This is a genomic window from Caballeronia sp. GAWG1-5s-s (assembly GCF_023631445.1).
Classification (GTDB): Bacteria; Pseudomonadota; Gammaproteobacteria; order Burkholderiales; family Burkholderiaceae; genus Caballeronia.
This window is the reverse complement of sequence record NZ_JALQDC010000003.1, coordinates 167444-189839: the sequence shown is the minus strand read 5'-3', so window position 1 is coordinate 189839 and position 22396 is coordinate 167444. Positions and strand designations below refer to the sequence as shown.

At 65.0% G+C, this 22396-nt stretch carries 15 protein-coding genes; 2 read left to right on the top strand and 13 right to left on the bottom strand.

Going from position 1 to position 22396, the window contains the following annotated elements; genetic code table 11:
• Positions 1–128: 128 nt before the first annotated feature.
• From NCR34_RS03310 to NCR34_RS03295, 3 genes are all read right to left on the bottom strand, one after another.
• Positions 129–1859, bottom strand: coding sequence for a putative bifunctional diguanylate cyclase/phosphodiesterase (locus NCR34_RS03310; protein ID WP_248321349.1), 1731 nt, complete (start codon positions 1857–1859; stop codon positions 129–131).
• A 133-nt stretch (positions 1860–1992) separates the two neighbouring features.
• Positions 1993–3708, bottom strand: coding sequence for a methyl-accepting chemotaxis protein (locus NCR34_RS28010; protein WP_284506474.1), 1716 nt, complete (start codon positions 3706–3708; stop codon positions 1993–1995).
• 542 nt (positions 3709–4250) lie between these two features.
• Positions 4251–5396: a hypothetical protein gene (locus tag NCR34_RS03295; RefSeq protein WP_250499043.1), complete on the bottom strand. Its 1146-nt coding sequence runs from the start codon at positions 5394–5396 to the stop codon at positions 4251–4253.
• 171 nt (positions 5397–5567) lie between these two features.
• Here NCR34_RS03295 and NCR34_RS03290 point away from each other — a divergent pair, with 171 nt between their 5' ends.
• On the top strand, positions 5568–8249 hold the full coding sequence (locus NCR34_RS03290) for an excinuclease ABC subunit UvrA (protein WP_248321345.1): 2682 nt from the start codon (positions 5568–5570) through the stop codon (positions 8247–8249).
• Positions 8250–8324: 75 nt separating this feature from the next.
• Here the strand turns inward: NCR34_RS03290 and NCR34_RS03285 are convergent, their stop codons facing one another.
• From NCR34_RS03285 to NCR34_RS03275, 3 genes are read right to left on the bottom strand one after another with little or no spacing between them, the layout of a single operon-like run.
• Entirely contained in the window at positions 8325–9860 is a 1536-nt protein-coding gene (locus NCR34_RS03285) for an efflux transporter outer membrane subunit (protein WP_248321343.1), read from the bottom strand.
• Position 9861: 1 nt separating this feature from the next.
• The gene (locus tag NCR34_RS03280) at positions 9862–13062 is read right to left on the bottom strand and encodes an efflux RND transporter permease subunit (protein ID WP_250499042.1); all 3201 of its coding nucleotides are present in this window, start codon (positions 13060–13062) and stop codon (positions 9862–9864) included.
• A 17-nt stretch (positions 13063–13079) separates the two neighbouring features.
• Positions 13080–14312 (bottom strand): efflux RND transporter periplasmic adaptor subunit, encoded by a 1233-nt coding sequence (locus NCR34_RS03275; RefSeq protein WP_248321339.1) that lies wholly within the window; start codon positions 14310–14312, stop codon positions 13080–13082.
• Between the two features lie 393 nt (positions 14313–14705).
• Between NCR34_RS03275 and NCR34_RS03270 the strand changes: the two genes are divergently transcribed.
• Positions 14706–15350, top strand: coding sequence for a TetR family transcriptional regulator (locus tag NCR34_RS03270; protein WP_248321337.1), 645 nt, complete (start codon positions 14706–14708; stop codon positions 15348–15350).
• A gap of 9 nt (positions 15351–15359) precedes the next feature.
• Here the strand turns inward: NCR34_RS03270 and NCR34_RS03265 are convergent, their stop codons facing one another.
• The 7 genes from NCR34_RS03265 to NCR34_RS03235 all read right to left on the bottom strand — a co-directional run bounded on the left by NCR34_RS03265 (position 15360) and on the right by NCR34_RS03235 (position 22364).
• Positions 15360–15974, bottom strand: a complete 615-nt coding sequence (locus tag NCR34_RS03265; RefSeq protein ID WP_250499041.1) for a cysteine hydrolase family protein — start codon at positions 15972–15974, stop codon at positions 15360–15362.
• A 58-nt stretch (positions 15975–16032) separates the two neighbouring features.
• Positions 16033–16830 carry an SRPBCC family protein gene (locus tag NCR34_RS03260; protein ID WP_248321334.1) on the bottom strand — a complete coding sequence of 266 codons (798 nt, stop codon included), beginning with the start codon at positions 16828–16830 and terminating at the stop codon, positions 16033–16035.
• Between the two features lie 75 nt (positions 16831–16905).
• Complete coding sequence (locus NCR34_RS03255; protein ID WP_248321332.1) at positions 16906–17280, bottom strand: DUF427 domain-containing protein; 375 nt, start codon at positions 17278–17280, stop codon at positions 16906–16908.
• Positions 17281–17431: 151 nt separating this feature from the next.
• Complete coding sequence (locus NCR34_RS03250) at positions 17432–17932, bottom strand: carboxypeptidase regulatory-like domain-containing protein (RefSeq protein WP_248321330.1); 501 nt, start codon at positions 17930–17932, stop codon at positions 17432–17434.
• A gap of 129 nt (positions 17933–18061) precedes the next feature.
• Positions 18062–19564 carry a DegQ family serine endoprotease gene (locus tag NCR34_RS03245; protein WP_248321328.1) on the bottom strand — a complete coding sequence of 501 codons (1503 nt, stop codon included), beginning with the start codon at positions 19562–19564 and terminating at the stop codon, positions 18062–18064.
• An 812-nt stretch (positions 19565–20376) separates the two neighbouring features.
• The gene (locus tag NCR34_RS03240) at positions 20377–21702 is read right to left on the bottom strand and encodes an ATP-binding protein (RefSeq protein WP_248321326.1); all 1326 of its coding nucleotides are present in this window, start codon (positions 21700–21702) and stop codon (positions 20377–20379) included.
• Positions 21702–22364: a response regulator gene (locus tag NCR34_RS03235; protein ID WP_040051669.1), complete on the bottom strand. Its 663-nt coding sequence runs from the start codon at positions 22362–22364 to the stop codon at positions 21702–21704. The genes NCR34_RS03240 and NCR34_RS03235 overlap by 1 nt, the downstream gene beginning before the upstream one ends.
• Positions 22365–22396 lie beyond the last annotated feature (32 nt).

Here is a 22396-nt window from a genome sequence, read left to right as displayed (position 1 = left end):
CGCGGTGGGAATCGCGGCGCTTTTTTGTTTGGGCCCTTCGGGGCGACGGACGAGAAAAGCGCTCTGTTGTCTAGCGGAGGCAGGCGTCGACATTGCCATTGAAGACAAACTTCGATGCCACAACGAGGTTATCGTGCCGCGTCTTGTCTGCCCAGGGAAGCACGCGACGACGACGCATGCGCGGCCGCGAAGCTGCGTGTGCGATTAAGGTCCAGCGCGGCAGCCGGAACTGGCCTGCCGATGAAATATCCCTGCGCAGCATCGCACCCGAGCGTGCGTACCAGAGCGAATTGCCTCTCGCTCTCGACGCCTTCAGCGACCGTTTGCATGCCGAGCGCGCGGGCGAGCGCCACCATCGCCTCGATCATCGCCCGCCCCTGGCGGCGCGTTTCGTCAACGGTAAGCTGCTGCACGAACGACTTATCGATCTTGATGCGGTCGACCGGCAGCCGGGCAAGATACGAGAGGCTCGAATAGCCCGTGCCGAAGTCGTCGAGAGAGACGGTCGCGCCGAGTTCTCGCACCGCCGCAAGCGATCGCGATGCGGCCAGGAAATCGCTGACGACGACCGCCTCCGTCACCTCGATATCAAGCGCCGAAGCGCACACGCCGGCAGCCTCGGCGGCCTTCGCGACCAGCGCAGCGAGATCGGCGTCTTGTATCGTGGCGGCCGAGAGGTTGACGGCGACCTTGAACCGCATGCGGTCCGACGCCTGCCATTGCGCCGCCTGGCGTAACGCCAGACAAAGCAGCCACTCCCCGGTGGCCTCGTGCGCTCGCGACCCGAGCAGTACATCGAGGAAATCGGCTGGCGTCAAAAGTCCCAGCTCGGGATGGTTCCATCGCAGGAGCGCTTCTGCTCCGACCATGCAGCCCGTGGCCAGGTCCAGTTGCGGCTGATAGTGCAGTTCGAACTGTCCTGTCGCGCTGGCATTTTCCAGGTCCGCGCGCAGCCGCAGGCGAGTCGAGAGACGCTGTGCGTCTTCCCTGCCGAACGACCAGACACGCGAGCCGCCCAGCCGCTTTGCGTGATACATGGCAGTGTCGGCATTGCGGAGCAACTCGTCCGCATTGCCGGCCGACACCGGGTAGCGAGCTACGCCGATGCTCGCACTGACCGAAGCGCGCACCGACGGAGTGTCAATGCGCTCTCGCATGCGCGCGATGATGTCGCTCGCGACGCGCTCGGCTTCGCCATCAGGCGCGTCAACGAGAAAGACCACGAACTCGTCGCCACCGATGCGCGACGCATGGGCGCGCTCGCCCATCGAAGCCGACACGCGCTGGCCGATCACGCGCAAGACTTCATCGCCAGCCGCATGGCCGACCGAATCGTTGATCTCCTTGAAGCGGTCCAGGTCGATGAAGAGCAGATCGACGGAATGGGCGATGCGTCCATCGACGAGATCGCTCAGGCGGTTCAACAGCTCGCGCCGGTTGATGAGGCCCGTGAGCGCGTCGTGCGCGGCTTGATTCGACAAGCGCTCCGACATCCTGCGTGCCTCGCTGACATCGCGGACCAGCACGGTGATGCCGTCCTCGCACGGAAACGCCCGCGCTTCGAACCAGGCGTCGAGGGGCGCATAGAACTCGGTCACTGTCGTAGGCAGCCCGGTCTCGGCCGCCTGCCGATACGCCTTTTCGTAACCTGTCCCGAGAAGCTCGGGATAGGCAGCCCAGATGCCACGACCGATCAGCTCCGCCGACGGAAGCTGCAGCAGCCGCGCAGCAGTGCCGTTGACGCTGCGAAATCTCCACTGTCGATCCAGCAGCATCACGCCGTCCGTGATGTGGTCCAGCAGGTGGAAGCCGTCCGCGTCTTTGGTGCCGTGGACATGTCCGCCAGTGAAGCGAAACACGTCCCGCCGTCGCGAGTCTTGTTTGTCGTTATGCTTCGTCATGACTTCGTGATGTGGTTCAACCGGAGGTCTGGCGTCGTGATGGCGCGGTCGCACTCTCCCGGTCAGTGCGCCGCGACGTCGCGCGACTCTGTTAGAAGACGGACCAGTCGCCCGGCAGCGAGGGCTCGACCTGTCGCGAAGGTTTCACCGTGACTTCCGCATGATGTGGCGTCGCAAGCGCTGCTGCCTTGGCCCGCTGGCGCCCCGTCGACCGGCCGCGCTCTTCGGTAGTGACCGCGGGCGGGAGTTGCTGTGCCGGCTCATCCCTTTCCGACGTCTTGAAGACAGCCATCGCGCTTCGCAGATGCGCCGCTTGTTCCTCCATCGAGGCAGCGGCTGCGGCGGCCTGTTCGACGAGCGCAGCGTTCTGCTGTGTGACCTCGTCCATCTCGCTGATGGCTTGATTGACCTGTTCGATACCGCGGCTCTGCTCTTGGGAAGCGGACGCGATTTCATCCATGATGTCGGTCACGCGCTGCACCGCGGACGTCATCTTCTGCATCGTCTCGCCCGCCTTCGCGACCAGTTCAGTGCCGACGTGCACGCGGCTCGTCGAGCTTTCGATCAGAGCGCGTATGTCCTTTGCCGCACTCGACGAACGTTGCGCGAGGCTGCGAACCTCGCTCGCTACCACCGCGAAACCGCGGCCTTGTTCGCCCGCGCGCGCTGCTTCCACCGCTGCGTTCAGCGCAAGAATGTTCGTCTGAAAGGCGATGCCTTCGATCATCGCGATGATCTCCGCGATCTTGCTGGAGCTTTCCTCGATCGAAGCCATCATGTTGACGACGTCGCCAACGATCTCAGCGCCTTCCTCCGCCACGCTGCGCGCGTTTTCTGCCAAGCCGCTCGCCTGTCGCGCGTTCTCGGAGTTCTGCCGCACGGTCGCGGTCAGTTCCTCCATGCTTGCAGCCGTTTCCTCGAGTGACGCCGCCTGCTGTTCCGTGCGCGACGAAAGGTCCGTGTTTCCCGAGGCGATTTCCTTGCTCGCGTTGGCGATGGCGTTTGCCGACTGCTTCACGGTGCTGACAGCGGCGAGCAGTTGCTTCTGCATCCTCGACATGGCCGCCATCAGACTCGCGTCGTCACCGGCGGCGGTCTGCACAGCGACGGACAGGTTGTTGTCTGCGATCTGATTTGCGAGCGCCGCCGCGACGCCCGGCTCGCCGCCAAGCGAGCGCAAGATGCTCCGGTTGAGCAGTGCGACAACGACACACAGGCTGAGCGCCACGATCAGCACTGCCGCAAGGCTCCAGGCGACCGTTGCGTGAAACGCGGCGTCGATATCATCCATGTACACGCCGGTCATGTAGACCCAGGCCCACGGTTGGTAACCCAGCACGAACGACAACTTGGGAACGAGTTCGCCTGTGCCGGGTTTCGAGAAGGCATAACGGACATAGCCGCTGCCGTCGCGCTTGGCTGTTTCGATCGCATCGCGGTAAATGTACACGCCGTCGGGATCGCGGAAGTCGAGCATCGGCTTACCGATGATCTCTGGTTTCGTGCCGTGCGTGAGTATCTTGCCGCTGTAGTCCAGCACGGTGAAATAGCCGCTGGCGCCGTAGTGGACCTGGCGAATGCTTTCGAGCGCTTCGGCTTGCGCCGACTGTGCAGTCATCGTCCCTGCCGACACGCGCCTCGCGTACGCCCTCACAATGCTGTCGACCACCTGTGACGCATGCTGGAGGTCTAGTTGGCGCTCCTCGATCCGCAAGTTACGTGTGTGATAAGCGTCTGCAAGGGAAAGGCCGACCAGGCAGAGCAGACTAAGGATGAGAGGAAGCCAGAGTTTCTTCGCGAAAGACATTTTCAAAGTTACAGCTCGTTGAGGTTTTGTTCACATACCAATTTCATTGATGGGATAACGGCGCGTGTCCCGTTTTATGAATCGCGCCCTATATAAAGCGTTTGTTCGATGTGTTTTTGGACTCGGCGGTGGTGGTCGACCGTAAGCTGCGGGCGCGTATTCGCAGTCGTACGACTAGTGGTCCAAAGCCTTGCTGCACAACCGACAACGGGCGTATTCCAGTTTTGTTGGAGCGAAGCAATATGCCGTCATTCGCCGGTTCAAAGGCGGAATGTAAGGATTAGTGGAGCCCCTATAAGAAGGATTGATCGACTGCATCAGCAGTCGGTATCACAGACCTGCAGGTCCGCCCTGTCACCATCGCGACTCCCTCGAGTCCGTCAGTCTCATGACTGCCTTTAGCGCTGCTCAACCGGGGCGGTAGCAACGCGACCGCTCGCATTTCAGTTTGAAATACTAATTAGTTATGCCGGTACGAGCGAATGCATCGGACAAGACCATCGAGCCAGCCCATGATGGATAGCAATTAGCATCGGCGTACATCACGACACCACCCGCCCTACCGCCGTCGACTGCTCTGACGACGCGCCGAGATTATCGAGATCCACCGCCGAATACTGCGCGATGCTCATCACCAGGCCATTCCAGACGGCACGCTGTCTAACGTACTCGTCGGCTCCGCCATCATCGATTAGCTGTTTGAGTCCCGCAGCGCGCAGCGCTTGTGCCGCGCGCCCGAAATGGTCGGCCCATGCGACACGCGTGTCATCGCTCAACTCTGTGCCGCAGCCCCGAGCGCGGCGGTCCGAGTGCACGTACGCGCCATCCAGCGTGTCCAGCGTGGCCAACGCGGCCCGCCAAAGCACTTCTACAGCACCGCCATGCCTTAGCAAGTCGGAGGCGTCGTCGCGCAGGCAGGCTCTGAGCAGTGACACCGTCTCGAGCACCATGAAACAGATCGCAGCCAGCGAGAAGTGCGGCTCGGGATAGCGGAAGAAGAAAGTGATCGGGTAAATCCTCAGCGACTCGTGCACCGACGACAGCGACTGGGCAGCGTCGGCAAGCATCGAATAGGCCGTCTCCGGATGCTGCCCGACCGCCAGCCCGTGAATAAGCTCGACTGCGTCGCCTGTTTCTCGCGTGAGGAAGAAGAGCTGCTGCCCCAATGTATTCTGCCGCTGCAATGCACCGTATAGCTGCAACAAGTACGACAGCGTCAAAGTCACGACGGCCGTGCCGATGAACGAGCCGGTCAGGTAGACCATCCTGTACCCGTTCGTGTGCGGGATCAAGTCGCTGGAGCCCGTGATCGACAGGCTCGTCGCCGCGGCGTACACGGCTGCAAAGAATCCCGTCGGTGTCGGCCCCGAACTGGAGCGCACGCTGTCTCCCAGCGCGGGCCACAACAGCAGCGCATCGCCGAGCGTCAGGCAAAGCGTCCAGGTCACAAGCAACAGCACCAGAATCAAAGGGCCCGCGAATGACTGCGCCTCCCGCTTCGGGCCGTCCTTCAGAGGCAGGCGACGGAAGGCCGCCCAGACTCCCCGTGCGATGGCAAGGCTGATGAGTCCGGCGCCGAGCCGCCTGGCTCGTCCCCGACCGACGCGCGCGTACAGGATCGTGAGAAAGATATCGGCGAGCGTGCAGATCATGATCGCGGCGCCGACGATTTGGCCGAACACTCCCATATGCGCACCACCGTGACGTTGAGCCCGCTACGACGGCGTGGCGGGACAACAATGGCAGCAACCGGTGTGCCGTTTGTCACGAGTAGTCGACCCGCTCTGCCCTTCGACGATGGCACGACACATGCTGCCGACTCGTTTCATCACCCGCTTCCCGGATTCTCCAAAGAGTGGATGCCAGCGACTAAAACACTGACGAAGACGCGGTCGCCGAAAAGCGACGGGAGCGACGTTCTGACGGGCTTCGTGCGCGTCCGTGGCGCGCGCGAGCACAACCTGAAGAACGTCGATGTCGACGTTCCCCGCGATGCGCTCGTCGTCTTCACGGGCGTATCGGGCTCCGGCAAGTCGTCGCTCGCGTTCGGCACGTTGTACGCCGAAGCGCAACGTCGTTACTTCGAATCCGTCGCGCCTTATGCACGCCGTCTGATCGAGCAGGTCGGCGTGCCGCAAGTCGGGTCGATCGAAGGTCTGCCGCCCGCCGTCGCGCTCCAGCAGCAGCGCGGCGCGCCTAATGCGCGTTCTTCGGTGGGGAGCATCACGACGCTGTCCAGTCTCGTGCGCATGCTCTACTCCCGCACGGGCAGCTATCCGGCCGGGCAGCCGATGCTCTACGCCGAGGACTTCTCGCCGAACACGGTACAGGGCGCGTGCCCGGTCTGTCACGGCCTGGGACGCGTCTACGAGGTCACGGAAAAGTCGATGGTCCCCGACGATACGCTGACCATCCGCGAGCGCGCCGTGGCCGCGTGGCCGCCCGCATGGCACGGGCAGAATCTGCGCGACATTCTGGTGACGCTGGGCTACGACGTGGACAAGCCGTGGCGTGACTTGCCGAAGAAGGATCGCGACTGGATTCTCTTCACCGAAGAACAGCCGACCGTACCGGTCTATGCGGGCCTCACGCCGAAGGAGACGCAAGCGGCGCTCAAACGCGGCGCGGAGCCGAGCTATCAGGGCACGTTTACCAGCGCGCGCCGTTACGTCCTGCACACCTTCGCTCACACGCAAAGCGCGCTGATGAAAAAGCGGGTGTCGCGCTTCATGGTCGGCAAGGATTGCCCCGCGTGTCACGGCAAACGGCTGAAGCAAGAGGCGCTGTCGGTGACGTTCGCCGGACTCGATATCGCCGAATTCTCGCGGCTGTCGCTCAACCGGCTAGCTGAACTGCTCGAACCGATCGCGCGCGGCACGTGGCCCGAGATCGACCGTGACGGTCATGTGCTCGACGAAGACGCGCGGCGCGCGGCGACGGCGAAACGCGTTGCCGCCGGCGGTTCGGCGCACAAGGCGGCGCCGGACGTGCGACGAACGCCGAACCTCTCGGACGAAAAACGCGCGGCCGCCGAGCGCATCGCCGCTGATCTGTTAGAGCGCCTCGTCACGCTCACCGATCTGGGGCTCGGCTATCTGTCGCTGGATCGGGCGACGCCCACGCTCTCGTCGGGCGAGTTGCAGCGCTTGCGGCTTGCCACGCAGCTTGCGTCCCAGCTTTTCGGTGTCGTGTATGTGCTGGACGAGCCTTCCGCCGGCCTGCATCCCGCCGACAGCGAGGCGCTCTTCGTCGCGTTGCAGCGCCTGAAGTCGGCGGGCAATTCGCTCTTCGTGATCGAACACGATCTGCACATGATGCGGCGCGCAGACTGGCTCGTGGATGTCGGCCCCGCAGCCGGCGAAGCGGGCGGCGAAGTGCTGTATAGCGGGCCACCTCAAGGACTGGCCGCGATAGAGGCATCGCAGACGCGAAGGCATCTGTTCGCCGAGGGTTCGCCCGCGATGCGCCGGCCGCGTGCCGCGCGCGACTGGTTGCGGCTTGCGGGCATCACGCGGAATAACCTTCATGGAATCGATGTCGCGTTCCCTCTCGGCTGCTTCACGACCGTGACAGGAATATCCGGCTCCGGAAAGTCGAGCCTCGTGAGTCAGGCGCTGCCCGAGCTCGTCGCCGCGCGGCTCGGCCGGCTGCTCGACGACGAAGGCGACGAAGAGCAGGACCCGCTGCTCGCGCGCGTGGAAACGCCCGCGGACGGACATATCGCGGGAGGCATGGAAACCGTGAAGCGACTGGTGCGCGTCGACCAGAAGCCGATTGGCCGGACGCCGCGCTCCAACCTCGCGACCTACACCGGCCTCTTCGATCACGTGCGCAAGCTCTTCGCCGATACGCCTGCCGCGCGCAAACGCCGCTACGGCGCGGGCCGCTTCTCGTTCAACGTGGCGCAGGGGCGTTGCCCGACGTGCGAGGGCGAAGGCTTCGTGAGCGTCGAACTACTTTTCCTGCCAAGCGTCTTTACCTCGTGCTCGACGTGTCACGGATCGCGTTACAACCCGCAGACGCTGGAGATCGAATGGCAAGGCAAGAATATCGCGGACGTGCTTGCGATGAGCGTGGATAGCGCATGCACATTCTTCGCCGCCGAGCCTGCCGTGATGCGCGCGCTCACCGTGTTGCGCGACATCGGGCTCGGTTATCTGCGTCTCGGCCAGCCCGCGACGGAACTGTCGGGCGGCGAGGCCCAGCGCATCAAGCTCGCAACCGAATTACAGCGGGCGCATCGCGCGGACACGCTTTACATTCTCGACGAACCGACCACCGGCCTTCACCCCGCGGATGTCGACCGCCTGATGGCGCAACTGCAAGGGCTCGTCGATGCAGGCAATACCGTGGTGGTTGTCGAGCATGACATGCGCGTCGCAGCGGATAGCGACTGGGTCATCGACATGGGTCCGGGCGCGGGAGAGGATGGCGGCCGGATACTCGTCGCGGGCGAACCGCGCGTGGTTGCGGGTCACGAGGAGAGTCGCACGGCGGAGTATCTGCGAGAGGCTATTCGACCGTTGCGCCAGAGTCAGTGATGCCGGACGAGCCGGCGTCCTAAGCGATAAAAGCCCGGCACATCGGCCGGGCTTCCGAACAATCAACTAAACCACTCACCCCGCCACCGCAGCCGACGCCGCCTGCGGCGTACTCGCCGCGCCGACGTCGGCGGGCGCTGCGGGCGTAGCGGGCGCGTCGGCCGGGCGCGGCGCATCGCCGGTATGCTCGATCCACCCGCCGCCCAGCGCCTGATACAGATTGACGAGGTTGGCGAGCCGCTCGGTGCGCACAGTGATGAGCGTCTGCTGCACGGAGTACAGGTCCTGCTGCGCGGTCAGCACGTTCAGATAGCTATCGACGCCCTGCCGATACCGCATCGTCGACAAGTCGAGCCGGCGCTGCTCGGCCGCCGTGTCGCGTTCGAGCGCCCGGATCTGCTGATCGTAGGTGCCGCGCGCGGCGAGGCCGTCGGCGACATCGCGGAAAGCAGACTGAATCGCCTTCTCATACGCCGCGATCTGGATGTTCTTCTGAATGTTCGCCAGATCCAGATTCGCCTGATTCTGACCGCCCTGGAAGATCGGCAGTGTGATCGTCGGCGCGAAACTCCACGCCGCAGAACCGGGCTTGAACAAGCCGCCGAGCGTCGGACTGAGCGTGCCGAAACTGCCGGTGAGCGAAATGCTCGGGAAGAACGCCGCCCGCGCCGCGCCGATGTTCGCGTTCGCCGCGAGCAGGTTCTGCTCGGCTTCCATGATGTCCGGACGACGCGTGAGCAGGTCCGACGGCAAGCCAGCGGGAATGTCCGTCAGCAAGTCCTGCTCGTTGAGCGGCATGCCGGTCGGCAGATCGTCGGGAATCGGCTCGCCGATCAGGAGCGCCAGCGCGTTCACCGCCTGCGCCCGCGCGCGCTGCTGCGCCTGCAAGTTCGCCGCCGCCGTTTCCACCACCGTCTGCGACTGCGACAGGTCCAGCTCGGAAGCCGTGCCGTTGTCGAATTGCAGCTTGACGATGTTGTACGACTCCTGCGCGGTCTTGAGCGTCTGCTCGGTGACTTGCAGCAGGTCGTCCGCCTGCAGCACCTGCAGATATTGCGAAGCCACCTGCGACACGAGCGAAATCTCGAACGCCTTGCGCGCGTAAGCCGTGGAGAAATACTGCGCGAGCGCCTGATCCTTCAGGCTCTGCACGCGGCCGAACAAGTCGAGTTCCCACGACGCGTTCAGGCCCACCGAATACGTGTTCGAGATGGTCCGGTCGAAGAACGACAGATTGCGCGGCGTGCGCTGCTTCGACTGATCCGCCTGCGCCGTGATCGACGGGAACAGCTCCGAGCGCACGATGCGGTACTGCGCCTGCGCCGCCTGAATGTTGAGCACCGACGCGCGCAGATCGCGGTTGTTCTTCAGCGCGATGTCGATGAGCCGCTGCAAACGCGCATCCACGAAGAAATCGCGCCAGCCGATCTCCGCGCCCGCGACGCCGTTCGCGCTGCGCGCGCCGGCATCCGCCGCGCCCGGCTGCGTGGCATACACGCCGCCGGTCGGGAACGTCGACGAGACCGGTGGCGCGGGACGCTCGTACTTCGGGGCCAACGAGCAGCCCGCCAGCACGGCGACGGCCGCTGCAATCAAGGAAAGTCTACGCATTTCAATGTCCTTCGTTGGAGCCGCCGCCATCGCGCGGACGGTGCTCATCGGGATGATGCTGCTCGTAGTGCTCGAGCGCCGTCTCCGGATTTTCCTTCTCGCCGCTGAACTGCGCGCGGATCACGACGAAGAACATCGGGACCATGAAGATCGCGAGGAAGGTCGCGGTCAACATGCCGCCGATCACGCCGGTACCGATCGCGTGCTGGCTCGCGGAACCCGCGCCGTTGCTGATCGCGAGCGGCATCACGCCGAGAATGAACGCGAGCGAGGTCATCAGGATCGGGCGCAAGCGCAGCCGCGCCGCTTCCATCGCCGCTTCGATCGGGCCCATCTTCTCCGACATCTGCAGTTCGCGGGCGAATTCCACGATCAGAATCGCGTTCTTCGCCGACAAGCCGACCGTGGTCAACAGACCGACCTGGAAGAACACGTCGTTTTCCAGACCGCGCAACGTGACGGCAAGCAGTGCGCCGATCACGCCGAGCGGCACGACCATGATGACCGAGAACGGAATCGACCAGCTTTCATACAGCGCCGCGAGACACAGGAACACGACGAGAATCGAGATGCCGTACAGAATCGGCGCCTGCGAACCCGACTGGATTTCCTGATACGAGAGTCCCGTCCATTCGTAGCCGATGCCCGCCGGGAGCTTCGCCGCGATGGCTTCCATCGCCTGCATCGCCTGACCCGTGGACTTGCCGGGGCCAGCCGCGCCCTGGATTTCGACCGACGAGATGCCGTTGTAGCGTTCGAGCTTCGGCGAACCGTACGTCCAGTCGCCGGTGGCGAAGGCGGAGAACGGCACCATCCCGCCCGATCCGTTGCGCACGTACCAGTCGTTCATGTTCTCCGGCGTCATGCGGAACGGGGCGTCGGCCTGCAGGTACACCTTCTTGATCCGGCTGTCCGTATCGAGGAAGTTGTTCACGTACTGCGAAGCCCACGCGATCGAGAACGTCTGGTCGATCGCGGCCGCCGTCACGCCGAGCGCGAGCGCCTTCTCACGGTCGATGTTCACCTTGAACTGCGGCGTGTCGTTCAGGCCGTTCGGACGCACCTGCGCGAGCGTCGGGTCCTTCGCGGCCATGCCGAGCAGCTGATTGCGCGCGGCCATCAGCGCGTCGTGGCCCACGCCTGCGCGGTCCTGCAACTCGAAGTCGAAGCCCGCGGCCGTGCCGAGTTCAGGAATCGACGGCGGATTGACCGGGAACACCACCGCGTTCTTGTAGCCCGAGAAGCGTCCGAACAAGCGGCCGACCAGCGCCTGCACCTTCTGGTCGCCCTTCTGGCGCTGCGCGTAGTCCTTCATGCGCACGAACACGAGACCCGCGTTCTGTCCGCGGCCCGCGAAGCTGAAGCCGTTGACCGTGAAGGTCGATTCGACGATGGACGCTTCCTGATTCAGCAGATAGTCGGAGACATCCTTCAGCGCGCGCGCCGTGGTTTCCTGCGTCGAACCGGCCGGCGTCTGCACGAGCACGAACATCGTGCCCTGGTCTTCGTCGGGCAGGAACGACTTCGGCAGCTTCACGAACAGGAAGCCGACCGCGACGATCACTACCAGATAGATCACGAGCCAGCGCCCGGAGCGCCGGATCACGTGATAGACGCCCGAATGGTATTTCTCGCGGCTCTTGTCGAACGTGCGGTTGAACCAGCCGAAGAAGCCCTTCTTCGCTTCGTGATGCCCTTGCGGAATCGGCTTCAGGATGGTCGCACACAGCGCCGGCGTGAGAATCAGCGCGGTCAGCACGGAGAGCACCATCGCGGAGACGATCGTCAGCGAGAACTGTCGATAGATCGCGCCCACCGAGCCGCCCGACAACGCCACCGGCACGAACACCGCCGACAGCACCAGCGCCACGCCCACCAGCGCGCCGGTGATCTGGCCCATCGCCTTGCGAGTCGCTTCCCGTGGCGATAAGCCCTCCTCCGCCATCACGCGCTCGACGTTCTCCACCACCACGATCGCATCGTCCACCAGCAAGCCGATCGCGAGCACGAGACCGAACATCGATAGCGTGTTGATGGAGAAGCCCACCGCCGCCATGATCGCGAACGTGCCGAGCAACACCACCGGCACCGCGATGGTCGGAATGAGCGTGGCCCGCAGGTTCTGCAGGAACAGATACATCACGAGGAACACCAGCACGATGCCTTCGATCAGCGTCTTGACCACGTCCTCGATGGACAACCGCACGAACGGCGTGGTGTCGTACGGATACTTCACGACGAGCCCGTTCGGGAAGTACTTCGAGAGCTCGTCGATCTTCTGGCGCACGGCCTTCGCGGTGGCGAGCGCGTTCGCGCCCGTCGCGAGCTGAATACCGAAGCCCGCCGCCGGCTGGCCGCTGTACTTGGTGTCGAAGTTGTAGTTTTCGCCGCCGAGCTCGATGCGCGCGACGTCCTTCAGACGCACCTGCGAGCCGTCCTGATTCACCTTCAGGAGCACGTTCCCGAACTGTTCCGGCGTGGTCAGGAGCGTCGCTTCCGTGATGGTCGCCTGCAGCAACTGCCCCGGCACCGACGGCGTGCCGCCGAGCGAGCCGCCCGCGACCTGCACGTTCTGCGCGGTGAGCGCCGCCTGCACGTCCACGGGCGTGAGGCCGAAGTTGTTCAGCTTGTTCGCGTTGAGCCAGATGCGCATGGCGTACTGCGAGCCGAAGAGCGTCACCGTGCCGACGCCGTCCAGACGGCTCACGGGATCCTGAATGTGCGACGCCACGTAGTTCGCGAGGTCGTACTTGCTCATGCTGCCGTCCTGCGAGACGAACGCCAGCACGAGCAGGAAGCTGTTGCTCGACTTCGTGACCTTGGTGCCCAACTGCTGCACGATCTGCGGCAGGAGCGGCGTGGCGAGCTGAAGCTTGTTCTGGACCTGAACCTGCGCGATGTCCGGGTTCGTGCCCGGCGCGAACGTCAGCGTGATGGTCGCGGTGCCGGAGTCATCGGACGTGGAGGACAGATACAGCAAGTGGTCGAGACCGCTCATCTGCTGCTCGATCACCTGCGTGACGGTGTTTTCCACCGTCTTCGCCGATGCGCCCGGATACGTCGCGCTGATCTGAACGGCCGGCGGCGCGATGGTCGGATACTGCGCGACCGGCAGCGTGAAGATGGACGCGATACCCGCGAGCATCAAAACGATGGCGATCACCCACGCGAAAATCGGGCGATCGATAAAGAACTTTGCCATGAGGCGGGCTCCTGGTTTTACGCGCCCGACGCAGCAGACGCGGGCTGCGCGGACGAGGCGGGCTGCGCGGCTTGCGCATCGCTCGCCTGCGACGCTCCGGCTGCGGGCGCCGCGGGCAGTTGCGCGGGCACGGTCTTGACTTCCATGCCCGGACGCACCTTGTCGACGCCCTGCACGATCACGCGATCGCCGGCGGCAAGACCGCTATCGACCACCCAGTTCTGACCGTAGGTGCCGGACGTCACGAGCTGGCGCAGCGCCACCTTGTTCTCCGCGCCGACGACGAGCGCGGTCGGCGTGCCCTTCTGGTCGTGCGTGATGCCGATCTGCGGCACGACGATGGCGTTCGGATTCACGCCTTCCTCGATGCGCGCGCGCACGAACATGCCGGGCAACAGCACGCGGTCCTTGTTCTGGAAGATCGCGCGGACCGTGACCGAGCCGGTGCTCGGATCGACGGTCACGTCGGTGAACTGCAGCTTGCCCTTCTCCGAATACACGCGGCCGTCTTCCAGCACGAGCGAGACTTTGGCTGCGTTCGGGCCGCTCGTCGTGAGGCGGCCTTGCTGGATCTGCTGGCGCAGCTTGAGGCCGTCGAGGCTCGATTGCGTCAGGTCGACGTACATCGGGTCGAGTTGCTGGACGGTCGCCATCAGCGTCGCCTGGCTCGCCTGCACGTACGCGCCCGGCGTGACCTGCGAGATGCCGACCTGGCCGGTCACGGGCGCAACGACATCCGTGTAGCCGAGGTTGATCGCTGCGGTATCGACCGCGGCCTTGCCGGCGGCCACGTCGGCGGCGGCCTGACCTTGCGCGGCGACGGCGTTGTCGTAGTCCTGCTTGCTGACCGCGTTCGCCGAGACCAGCACCTTGTAGCGATTCGCCTGCGCGGTCGTCGATGCGAGGTTCGCCTGCGCCTTCGCGAGCGACGCCTTCGCGTTGTTCAACTGCGCGATGTAGGGCGCCGGATCGATCTTATAGAGCCGCTGGCCCGCCTTAACGATGCTGCCTTCCGTGAACTCGCGACGCAGCACGACGCCGTCCACGCGCGCGCGAACCTGCGCGACGAGATACGCGCTCGTGCGGCCCGGCAATTCGGACGTGACCGGCACGGCGGTCGACTGGATCGTCACGACGCCGACTTCGGGCGTCTGCGGCGGCGGCGCCGACTGTTTTTGTCCGCACGCCGCCAGCAGGATGGCAGCCGTCGCGGCACTGACGAGGTGAAACGGAACCCTTTCGAAGCGCATGGAGCGACCTCTGTGTGTGACTGATAGCGAAAAAAACACGCGCATCGCCGGAACGGCGTCTCAGTGATGAGACGCACTTCTATCTCGAACGGCGATGCGCACATGAGCGAGCATCTGGCGCGCATCAGAACGACGGCGGCGCCACACGCGAATCTGAATAACGATGATGACGAAACTGACGAGCCGACAAATGCTTGCGTCTTGACGTCGTGTGGGCTGGTATTATAAATACATTCACGAATGGATGTAAAAATAAGATACCGCGAAGATTACGGCCGTAACGAGACGTTCCCGCGCCGCCGTTGGACAAAAAAGGTACAGCTTTTCGTTCACCGCATTCACACCCCGCATTGCGATTTATTTTTGCTCGCGGAAAGCCGTCATTCCCAGGATATGGTCAGACGAACCAAGGAAGAAGCGCAGGAGACGCGCAACCGCATTCTCGACGCCGCCGAGCGCGTTTTTTATGAAAAAGGCGTGTCTCGCACGTCGCTCGCGGACATCGCGCAGGCGGCGGGCGTGACGCGCGGCGCCATCTACTGGCATTTCACCAACAAAGGCGATCTTTTCAACGCGATGTTCGAGCGCAGCCTACTGCCGCTCGACGAACTCGTCGAAGCCACGCTCGACGGCAAGGAACCCGACCCGCTCGCGCGCATCCGCGAGATTTTCATCTGGTGCATGCGCAATATCACCGAGGACGAAAAACGCCGCCGCGTGTTCGACATCCTGTTTCTCAAGTGCGAATTCGTCGAGGAAATGGGACCTGTGCGCGAGCGCCAGCAAAACAACATGCGCGACGGCATGGAACGCATCGCGCGGGCGCTGCGCAATGCCATCGACAAGGCGCAACTGCCCGCCGCGCTCGACGTGCGCCGCGCCACGACGCTCCTGCACGCGCTCTTCACGGGCATCCTGCACGATTCGCTGATGATGCCCGAGCGCGTCGATCCGTCGAAGGACGCTGAAGCGCTCATCGACGCCTGTTTCGACGCGCTGCGCGCGAGTCCCGCGCTGCTCACGACCGCCAGCGTCTGAGCGCTGCGCTCAGCGGCCACGCGCCCGCTGGTTCGACGCGTAGATGTTGTCGCGCGGCGGCGCCTCGCCGCTTGCGAGCGCCGCGATCCATTCGTCCGTCGTCAGCACGGCGGCAAAGCGCGACTGCATGACGACCGTGAACACGCGATGAATTTCCTCCGCGCTCGCCTGCCCCGCGCGGTTCTCGTACGGCACGGCGCCGGTGGCGTCGGTCAGGAATTCGACCGATAAACCGGCGTGCACCGCGTGCCGCACCGTGGAATCGTCGCAATTGTGGGTCATGTAGCCGGCGATCACGATGGTGTCGATGTCGTGCGCGGTGAGCCAGTCGCCTAGGTCCGTGCCGGCGAAGGCGCTCGGCAGCGCCTTTTCGACATAGTGAGCGCGCGGGCGCGCCGCGACCGATTCGTGTAGCTCTGCCAATTTCGAGCCGCGCGCGAAGATCGGCGCGGTCGCGGGCGCGAAGTTCTGCACGACGACGATCGGCACGCCGTGGGCGTCGGCGGCATCCATCGCGCGCGAGATATTGGCGAGCGACACGTTCACATCGGGATATTCGATCGGCAGATTGCCGGTGACATACTCGTTCTGCACGTCGATGACGATCAGGGCGCGGCGCGGCATGGTGGATTCCTTCCGAAAACGTCGGGGAGAAACGCAGCACTCTAGCGCCGATCGCCCTTTATTGCAGGCTTGCGCGCTCCGCGAAGAACGCGAGCAGCGCGACGAACACGAGCATCGCGGCCCACGCCCAGCCCGGCAGCCCGAACGGATGCGGATCGTGCTCGTGATGGTGATTGTGATGCCGCTCGCGATGCGCGAACGGATGCCCGCCCAGCCGATGCCGCAGCACGCCGCTCGGCGCGGCATCGCCCGGCGCGCCGTGGACCGCCCGCGCGGTCGCCCCTGCGCGGCGCGAGAACGCCGCCGACATGCCGCCGGGGCGCAGGAACACGTGACGGCGCGCACGGTCGCCGGCCGCGCGCATCGACGGCAGGCCGTGTTTCGCGCGCACGACTTCGCAGAATTCCGCGAAGAAATCGTCGGCGCCTTCGCGCAGCGCATTTTCGATCTGGCGCGCTGGCAAGCCCGCGAGCGGCCCGGAGACCGTCGCCCAGACGGTGTACTCGATCCACGTCGATTCGCCGCCGTCGCCGGGATTGAGCGCCACGGCGATCTGTCCGCGCAACGAACCGACGCCCTCGCCGCGCGCCTTGAAACTGAGCGTGCGGGCGTAGGCGCGGTCGTCGTCCTGTTCGGCATCGCCCTGCCGCGTGCGGCCGGCCGGATGCGCGCGCACGTCGTACCGGGCGCGCAGCGCGCCTAGCGGCACGACCAGCGTGAGCGCGTACTCGCCGGCCGGCGTGCGCGTGAAGGATTCGCAATTGTCGAGACTCGCGCGCAACAACGCGAGATCGCCGAGCGCGTCCTCGACATGTGCCGGCTCGAGCGGCACGCGCAACGCTTCGGTGACTTCCATCCGAGCCTCCGGGACAAGAAACGCGTCTGCGTGCTTTATCGCACGCCGGGAAGATTGCGTCTGTTGGCCGGGCCGCTAAGCCGTCTCGTCGATGCGGTCCACGCGCGACGGATAGAACGCCAGATAGCCTTTGATCTGCGCGGCAGCGTCGAACGGGTTTTCGTAGCTCCACGCCGCGTTTTCCACCGGACCGTCTTCCGTCAGCAGATGGTAGTGCGTGGCCTCGCCCTTGAACGGGCAGTGCGTGGTGTGCGCGGAGCGCTGGAGCCGCGCCATGTTGACATCGGCGCGCGGGAAATAATGAACGGGCTCGTGCCCCTTTTCGATGAGCGTCATCGACGCATGCGTGTCCGCGAACGTGACGCCCTGATGAATCACGCGACAGCGCCGCGCGTTCGGCTTGATCTCGATGCGGCGCGCCTCCTGGCCGTGGTTCAGGTCCGTGCTCATCGTGCGTCCTCCGCGCTGCGGTCGAGAGAATCGCGGGCGCGGTGGCGCCTCGCTCACAAAAAAGCCACGAGCCGGGAGCGACTCGTGGCTTCATTATGAGACAAGTTTTCGCCGCGAGACAGAGGCGGCGTTCGATGCGCGGACTACCGCGTCATTGAATGCTCCAGTGGAACGCGGCCTTCGCCCGGCCCGGCCCGGACACGTTGACGGCCTGCTTCTTTTCCTGATCCTTGTACTTGGCGTACACCGTATAGCTGCCCGGCGGCAACTTGACGAGCATGTACGGCCCCATCGATTCGGTGTTCAGCACTTCACCGCCCTTCCCGCCGACGATGCGCACGGTCACGCCGGACAGATAATCGGCGGTCGGTCCCGTGAAGCGCAACGAGAGCGGCCAGTGCGCCTGTTCGCGCAACAGCGCCCGCGATTCGTCGAGCCCCACGCCGCCCGACGTGTACGAAACATCGCCTTGTTGCTGGATTTGCGGCAGGCCGCCGCCGTTCGCGTTGCCGGCGCTGCCGGTATCGCTCGTGCCCGCGCTCGCTGCATTGGCCGAATCCGCGGACTGCTGCGCCCACGCGCCGCCAGCCAGCCCGACGCTCAATGCGGCCGCGATAAAAGTCGCGGCCAGTTTGCCCGTTTTGCTCTTCATCTTTTTGGCTCCTTTATCCGATGCCGCCGCGCCACGGCGCAGCGGCGTCACGCCCGATGCGCGGTGACACGCGATGGGGCCCCGGCGAGCGTTCGAGCATGCTCCGTGCCCGGATCGCGCGTCGCTGCGTCAGCCGAGGTCGACCGGAACGAAGATCTGCGCGTCGTCGCGCTGGATCAGAAGCGCGATGCTGTCGCCGGCGTGCGAGATCATCGACTTGAGTTGCTGCACGCTCGTCACCGGCTGGCCGTTCACCGCGAGAATCACGTCGCCCGGCTGGATGCCCGCGCTCGCCGCCGCGCCGCTCGCCTGCTGCACGACGAGTCCGCGCGAAAGCGAAGCCTGCTGCTTCTCGTCCGGCGTGAGCGGCCGCACCGCGACGCCGAGCCGCGCATCCTGCGACCCGCCGCCCTGATCGCCGTTCGCGTCCGCGCTGGCGGTTTTCGCGTCCTTGAGCGCGCCGACGGTCACGGTCAAATCCTTCGAGCTCTTGTCGCGCCACACCTGCACCTTCGCCGAGCTGCCCGGCGACAACCCGGCCACTTGCGACGGCAGCGAGGTCGAATCCGTCACCGGCACGCCGTTGAGCGCGGTGATCACGTCGCCCGGTTGCAGGCCGGCCTTCGCGGCGGGTCCGCCCGGCTCGACCGAGCTCACGAGCGCGCCCTGCGGCGACTTCATGCCGAAGGAATTCGCGAGCGTCTGGTTCATCGCCTGCACGGTGACACCCAGGCGGCCGCGGTCCACATGACCGGTCTTGATGAGCGCGTCCTTGACCTTGATGGCTTCGTTGATCGGGATCGCAAACGACAGGCCCTGGAAGCCGCCCGTCTGCGAGTAGATCATCGAGTTGATGCCGATCACTTCGCCTTGCAGGTTGAAGAGCGGCCCGCCCGAATTGCCCGGATTCACCGGCACGTCGGTCTGGATGAACGGCGTGTAGTTTTCGTTCGGCAGCGCGCGCGACTTCGCGCTGATGATGCCGGAGGTCACGGTGTTGTCGAAGCCGTACGGCGAACCGATCGCCACGACCCACTGCCCGACCTTGCTACCGTTCGGATCGCCGATCTTGACCGTCGGCAGGTTCTTGGCGTCGATCTTCAGCACGGCGACGTCGGACTGCTTGTCGGAGCCGATCACTTTCGCGCGATACTCGCGCTTGTCCGTGAGCTTGACGGTGACGACGTTCGCGTTATCGACGACGTGCGCGTTCGTCAGAATGTAGCCATCGCTGCTCACGATGAAGCCCGAACCGAGCCCTTCGCTCGGACGGTCCGCGCCGGGGCCGTTGTCGCCGCCGCCGAAGCCCGGCATGCCGCCGAAGCGCTTGAAGAACTGGTAGAACGGGTCGTCCGGGTCCATCGGCAACTGGTTCTGGCTGCGGCGCGCGGACGTCTGCTTGACGAGATGCTTCGCGCTGATGTTGACCACGGCCGGGCCGTACGTTTCGACGAGGCCGGAGAAGTCGGGCACGCCCGTTTTGGCGGCGGCTTCCGCCGGCATCATCGCGGCTTGCGCGGGGGCAATGACCTGCGGCGCGGGCATGTTGTTGTGACCGGCGACATAGCCTGCCGACAAGGCAACGGCGACGGCGGCTGCGACGGCGCTGCGGGTAAGGATCTTCGCTTTCATCGTGTGCTCCTGACGGATTGCAATGCGCTTGTGAAGTTCGCGCAGTGGGATGAACGAAGATTACGGGGCGTGGCTTAAACGTCTCTTAAATGGTTCAAATGGCGTGAGATGGGTTTGCTTTTGCTGTCGTGGCTGCTGCGGTTGTGGCGAGGTTCGAGGCGCGGTGAGAAGCGGCAATCAGTTCGGATGACTCGTTGGTTGGGCTCTTGGGTTCTCTACCCGCTTGCGCTGCTCGGGTCGGTGCGGTCGCGCGGGCCGCTTCGCCCCTTTGTCCGCTTCGGTTGCGATGGCGTTTAGAGCCGAACGGACCGCTCCCATGAACTTCGCGGTGCTGCGTAAGCGGCGCGGCATCGTTCACGGGCCATTGGCTGTCGCTGAAACCGATACGTGGCATCAAGCCCGTCGCCGTAATTCATTGTCGCCGACGACTACCGCTGTCTGGCAGGCTCGACCTGAACGTTTGCATGCCCAGCGTGACAACGGCCACGCGTGCTGCGCAGTCGCGTCGGCGCAGTTTGCACCGCGTTCATCTGATCAGGCTTGTGCGCGTCCATGCCGTGGACGCCCGGCTGAACGTTCGTTGCGCGAAGATCGAATCGACCGGGCGCGGACGCTGCCACCTCGCAATATGAGGAATGCAAACAAAGCCTCGGGGCAGCGTAAGCACGACGAAGCCTACACGCATATTCCGTTGTTTCCAGAAGGTCTACCGATGTCCCTCAAGGTTCGTGCTTGCAAACAAGGAATTCTCCTGCCGCCGACCGACGCCGATGCTGCCGCTCCAGCACGCGCCAAGGCAGAGCAAACTCCCCTCAATCCCGCCCGTGCATTCCCGCCGCGAACTCGACCGTGACCTTCAACCCGCCCGCAACCGATTCGCCCAGCGACACGACCGCGCCATGCTGAACCGCGATCCGCCGCACGATCGCGAGCCCGAGCCCGCTGCCCGCCACGTCGGTACGCGCGCGATTCACGCCTCCGCCCACGCGATAAAACCGGTCGAACACTCTCTCGCGTTCTTCTTCGGGAATGCCCGGCCCGCTATCCGCGATCTCGACGACCGGCCGCCCTGCCGCGACCTTCAGGCACACGTCGACGCGCCCGCCCTTCGGCGTGTACTTGATCGCGTTATCGATGAGATTGTTGAACATCACGCGCAGCGAATTCGGATCGCCGATGACCGTCGCCGGCTCGCTCGCCTCGACGCCCAGATCGACGCCGCGTTCCTGCGCCACGAGCACGTACGCGCGCACGCAATCGTCGAGGAGCGCGCGCAGGTCGAAGGCGGACGCGACCGCCTTGCCGTCCGGCTCCGACCGCGCGAGCGCGAGCAGTTGCTCGGCAAGCCGCGTCGCGCGCCCGATGCCTTCGTTCAGATCGTCGAGCGCCTCGCGGCGCGCGGCGTCGTCCTGCGCGCGCCCGACGAGTTGCGCCTGAATCTTCACGGCGGCGAGCGGCGTGCGCAGTTCGTGGGCGGCATCCGCGACGAAGGCCTTCTGCGTGTCGAGCGCTGCGGAAAGCCGCGCGAGCAGCGCATTGAGCGCGCGCACGAGCGGCCGCACTTCCTGCGGCAGTCGCTGGTCCGACAGCGGATCGAGCGCCTCCGGATGCCGCGAGTCGAGCGCGCGCGTCACGCGTTGCAGCGGCGCGAGTCCCCGCCCGACGATAATCCAGATCGCGAGCCCGAGCAGCGGCAACAGCAGCACGAGCGGCCATAGCGTGCGCCACGCGACGCCCGCCGCGACACGGTTTCGGATCGACAGCGGCTGCGCGAGCTGCACTACGTTGTCGCCGACGATCGCGCTATACACGCGCCACTCGCCGCGCGGCGTCATCTCGGTGGAAAAGCCCAGTTCGGCATGCGGCGCAAGCGGCACGCGCGGGTGCGAGTAGTACATCAGCACGCCGTTGCGGTTCCATATCTGGATGACGACGCCCTCGTCCGTCTCGCTGCGCGAACTGAGCACCGACGAGAACGGCTCGGAAGGCAGCGCCGCGGCGATCTGTTGCAGCTGATAATCGAAGAGTTCGTTGGCTTCGGCGAGCGCCTGCCGGTAGATGAGCCATCCGGCGAAGCCCACGCCCACGAGCACGAGCGCGAGCAGCCAGACGAGAAGCTGGCGGCGAATCGACCGCATCAGGCGTCCTTCGCGACCATGTAGCCGAGGCCGCGCACGTTGCGGATGAGATCGGCGCCGAGCTTCTTGCGCAGCGAATGGATGTAGACCTCGACCGTGTTGCTGCCGATTTCCTCGCCCCAGCCGTAGATTTTTTCTTCGAGCTGACTCTTGGAGAGCACCGCGCCGGGCCGCGCCATCAACGCTTCGAGGAGCGCGAACTCGCGCGCCGAGAGCGCGACGGGCGCACCCGCGAGCGTCACCTGATGACCGACCGGATCGAGCGTGAGATTGCCATGCCGCACGAGCGATTCGCCCCGGCCCGCGTGACGGCGGATCAGCGCGCGCATGCGGGCGCCGAGTTCGTCGAGATCGAACGGCTTGACGAGATAATCGTCCGCGCCGGCGTCGAGACCTTTCACGCGATCCGCGATGGCATCGCGTGCCGTGACGATCAGCACCGGCAGCGCGTTCGCGCGGGCGCGCAGCGTCTTCAGCACGTCGAGGCCGTCGCGCTTGGGCAGGCCGAGGTCGAGCAGCATCAGGTCGTAGGCCTCGCCGCTGACGGCCGTGAGCGCGGCCTCGCCGTCCTGCACCCAATCGACCGCAAAGCCGTCCGCGCGCAGCGCCTTGCGCACGCCCTCGGCGATCATCCGGTCATCTTCGACTAGCAGGATTCGCATGGTGATTCGGGAAGATTGGTGTGCGGCTCATT

Bases quoted from the DNA above. Each gene is read 5' to 3' on its own strand.
- NCR34_RS03285 (WP_248321343.1), bottom strand. From the start codon at position 9,860: ATGCGTAGACTTTCCTTGATTGCAGCGGCCGTCGCCGTGCTGGCGGGC.
- NCR34_RS28010 (WP_284506474.1), bottom strand. From the start codon at position 3,708: ATGTCTTTCGCGAAGAAACTCTGGCTTCCTCTCATCCTTAGTCTGCTC.
- NCR34_RS03245 (WP_248321328.1), bottom strand. From the start codon at position 19,564: ATGAAAGCGAAGATCCTTACCCGCAGCGCCGTCGCAGCCGCCGTCGCC.
- NCR34_RS03240 (WP_248321326.1), bottom strand. From the start codon at position 21,702: ATGCGGTCGATTCGCCGCCAGCTTCTCGTCTGGCTGCTCGCGCTCGTG.
- NCR34_RS03250 (WP_248321330.1), bottom strand. From the start codon at position 17,932: ATGAAGAGCAAAACGGGCAAACTGGCCGCGACTTTTATCGCGGCCGCA.
- NCR34_RS03270 (WP_248321337.1), top strand. From the start codon at position 14,706: ATGGTCAGACGAACCAAGGAAGAAGCGCAGGAGACGCGCAACCGCATT.
- NCR34_RS03290 (WP_248321345.1), top strand. From the start codon at position 5,568: ATGCCAGCGACTAAAACACTGACGAAGACGCGGTCGCCGAAAAGCGAC.
- NCR34_RS03295 (WP_250499043.1), bottom strand. From the start codon at position 5,396: ATGGGAGTGTTCGGCCAAATCGTCGGCGCCGCGATCATGATCTGCACG.
- NCR34_RS03235 (WP_040051669.1), bottom strand. From the start codon at position 22,364: ATGCGAATCCTGCTAGTCGAAGATGACCGGATGATCGCCGAGGGCGTG.
- NCR34_RS03265 (WP_250499041.1), bottom strand. From the start codon at position 15,974: ATGCCGCGCCGCGCCCTGATCGTCATCGACGTGCAGAACGAGTATGTC.
- NCR34_RS03275 (WP_248321339.1), bottom strand. From the start codon at position 14,312: ATGCGCTTCGAAAGGGTTCCGTTTCACCTCGTCAGTGCCGCGACGGCT.
- NCR34_RS03260 (WP_248321334.1), bottom strand. From the start codon at position 16,830: ATGGAAGTCACCGAAGCGTTGCGCGTGCCGCTCGAGCCGGCACATGTC.
- NCR34_RS03255 (WP_248321332.1), bottom strand. From the start codon at position 17,280: ATGAGCACGGACCTGAACCACGGCCAGGAGGCGCGCCGCATCGAGATC.
- NCR34_RS03280 (WP_250499042.1), bottom strand. From the start codon at position 13,062: ATGGCAAAGTTCTTTATCGATCGCCCGATTTTCGCGTGGGTGATCGCC.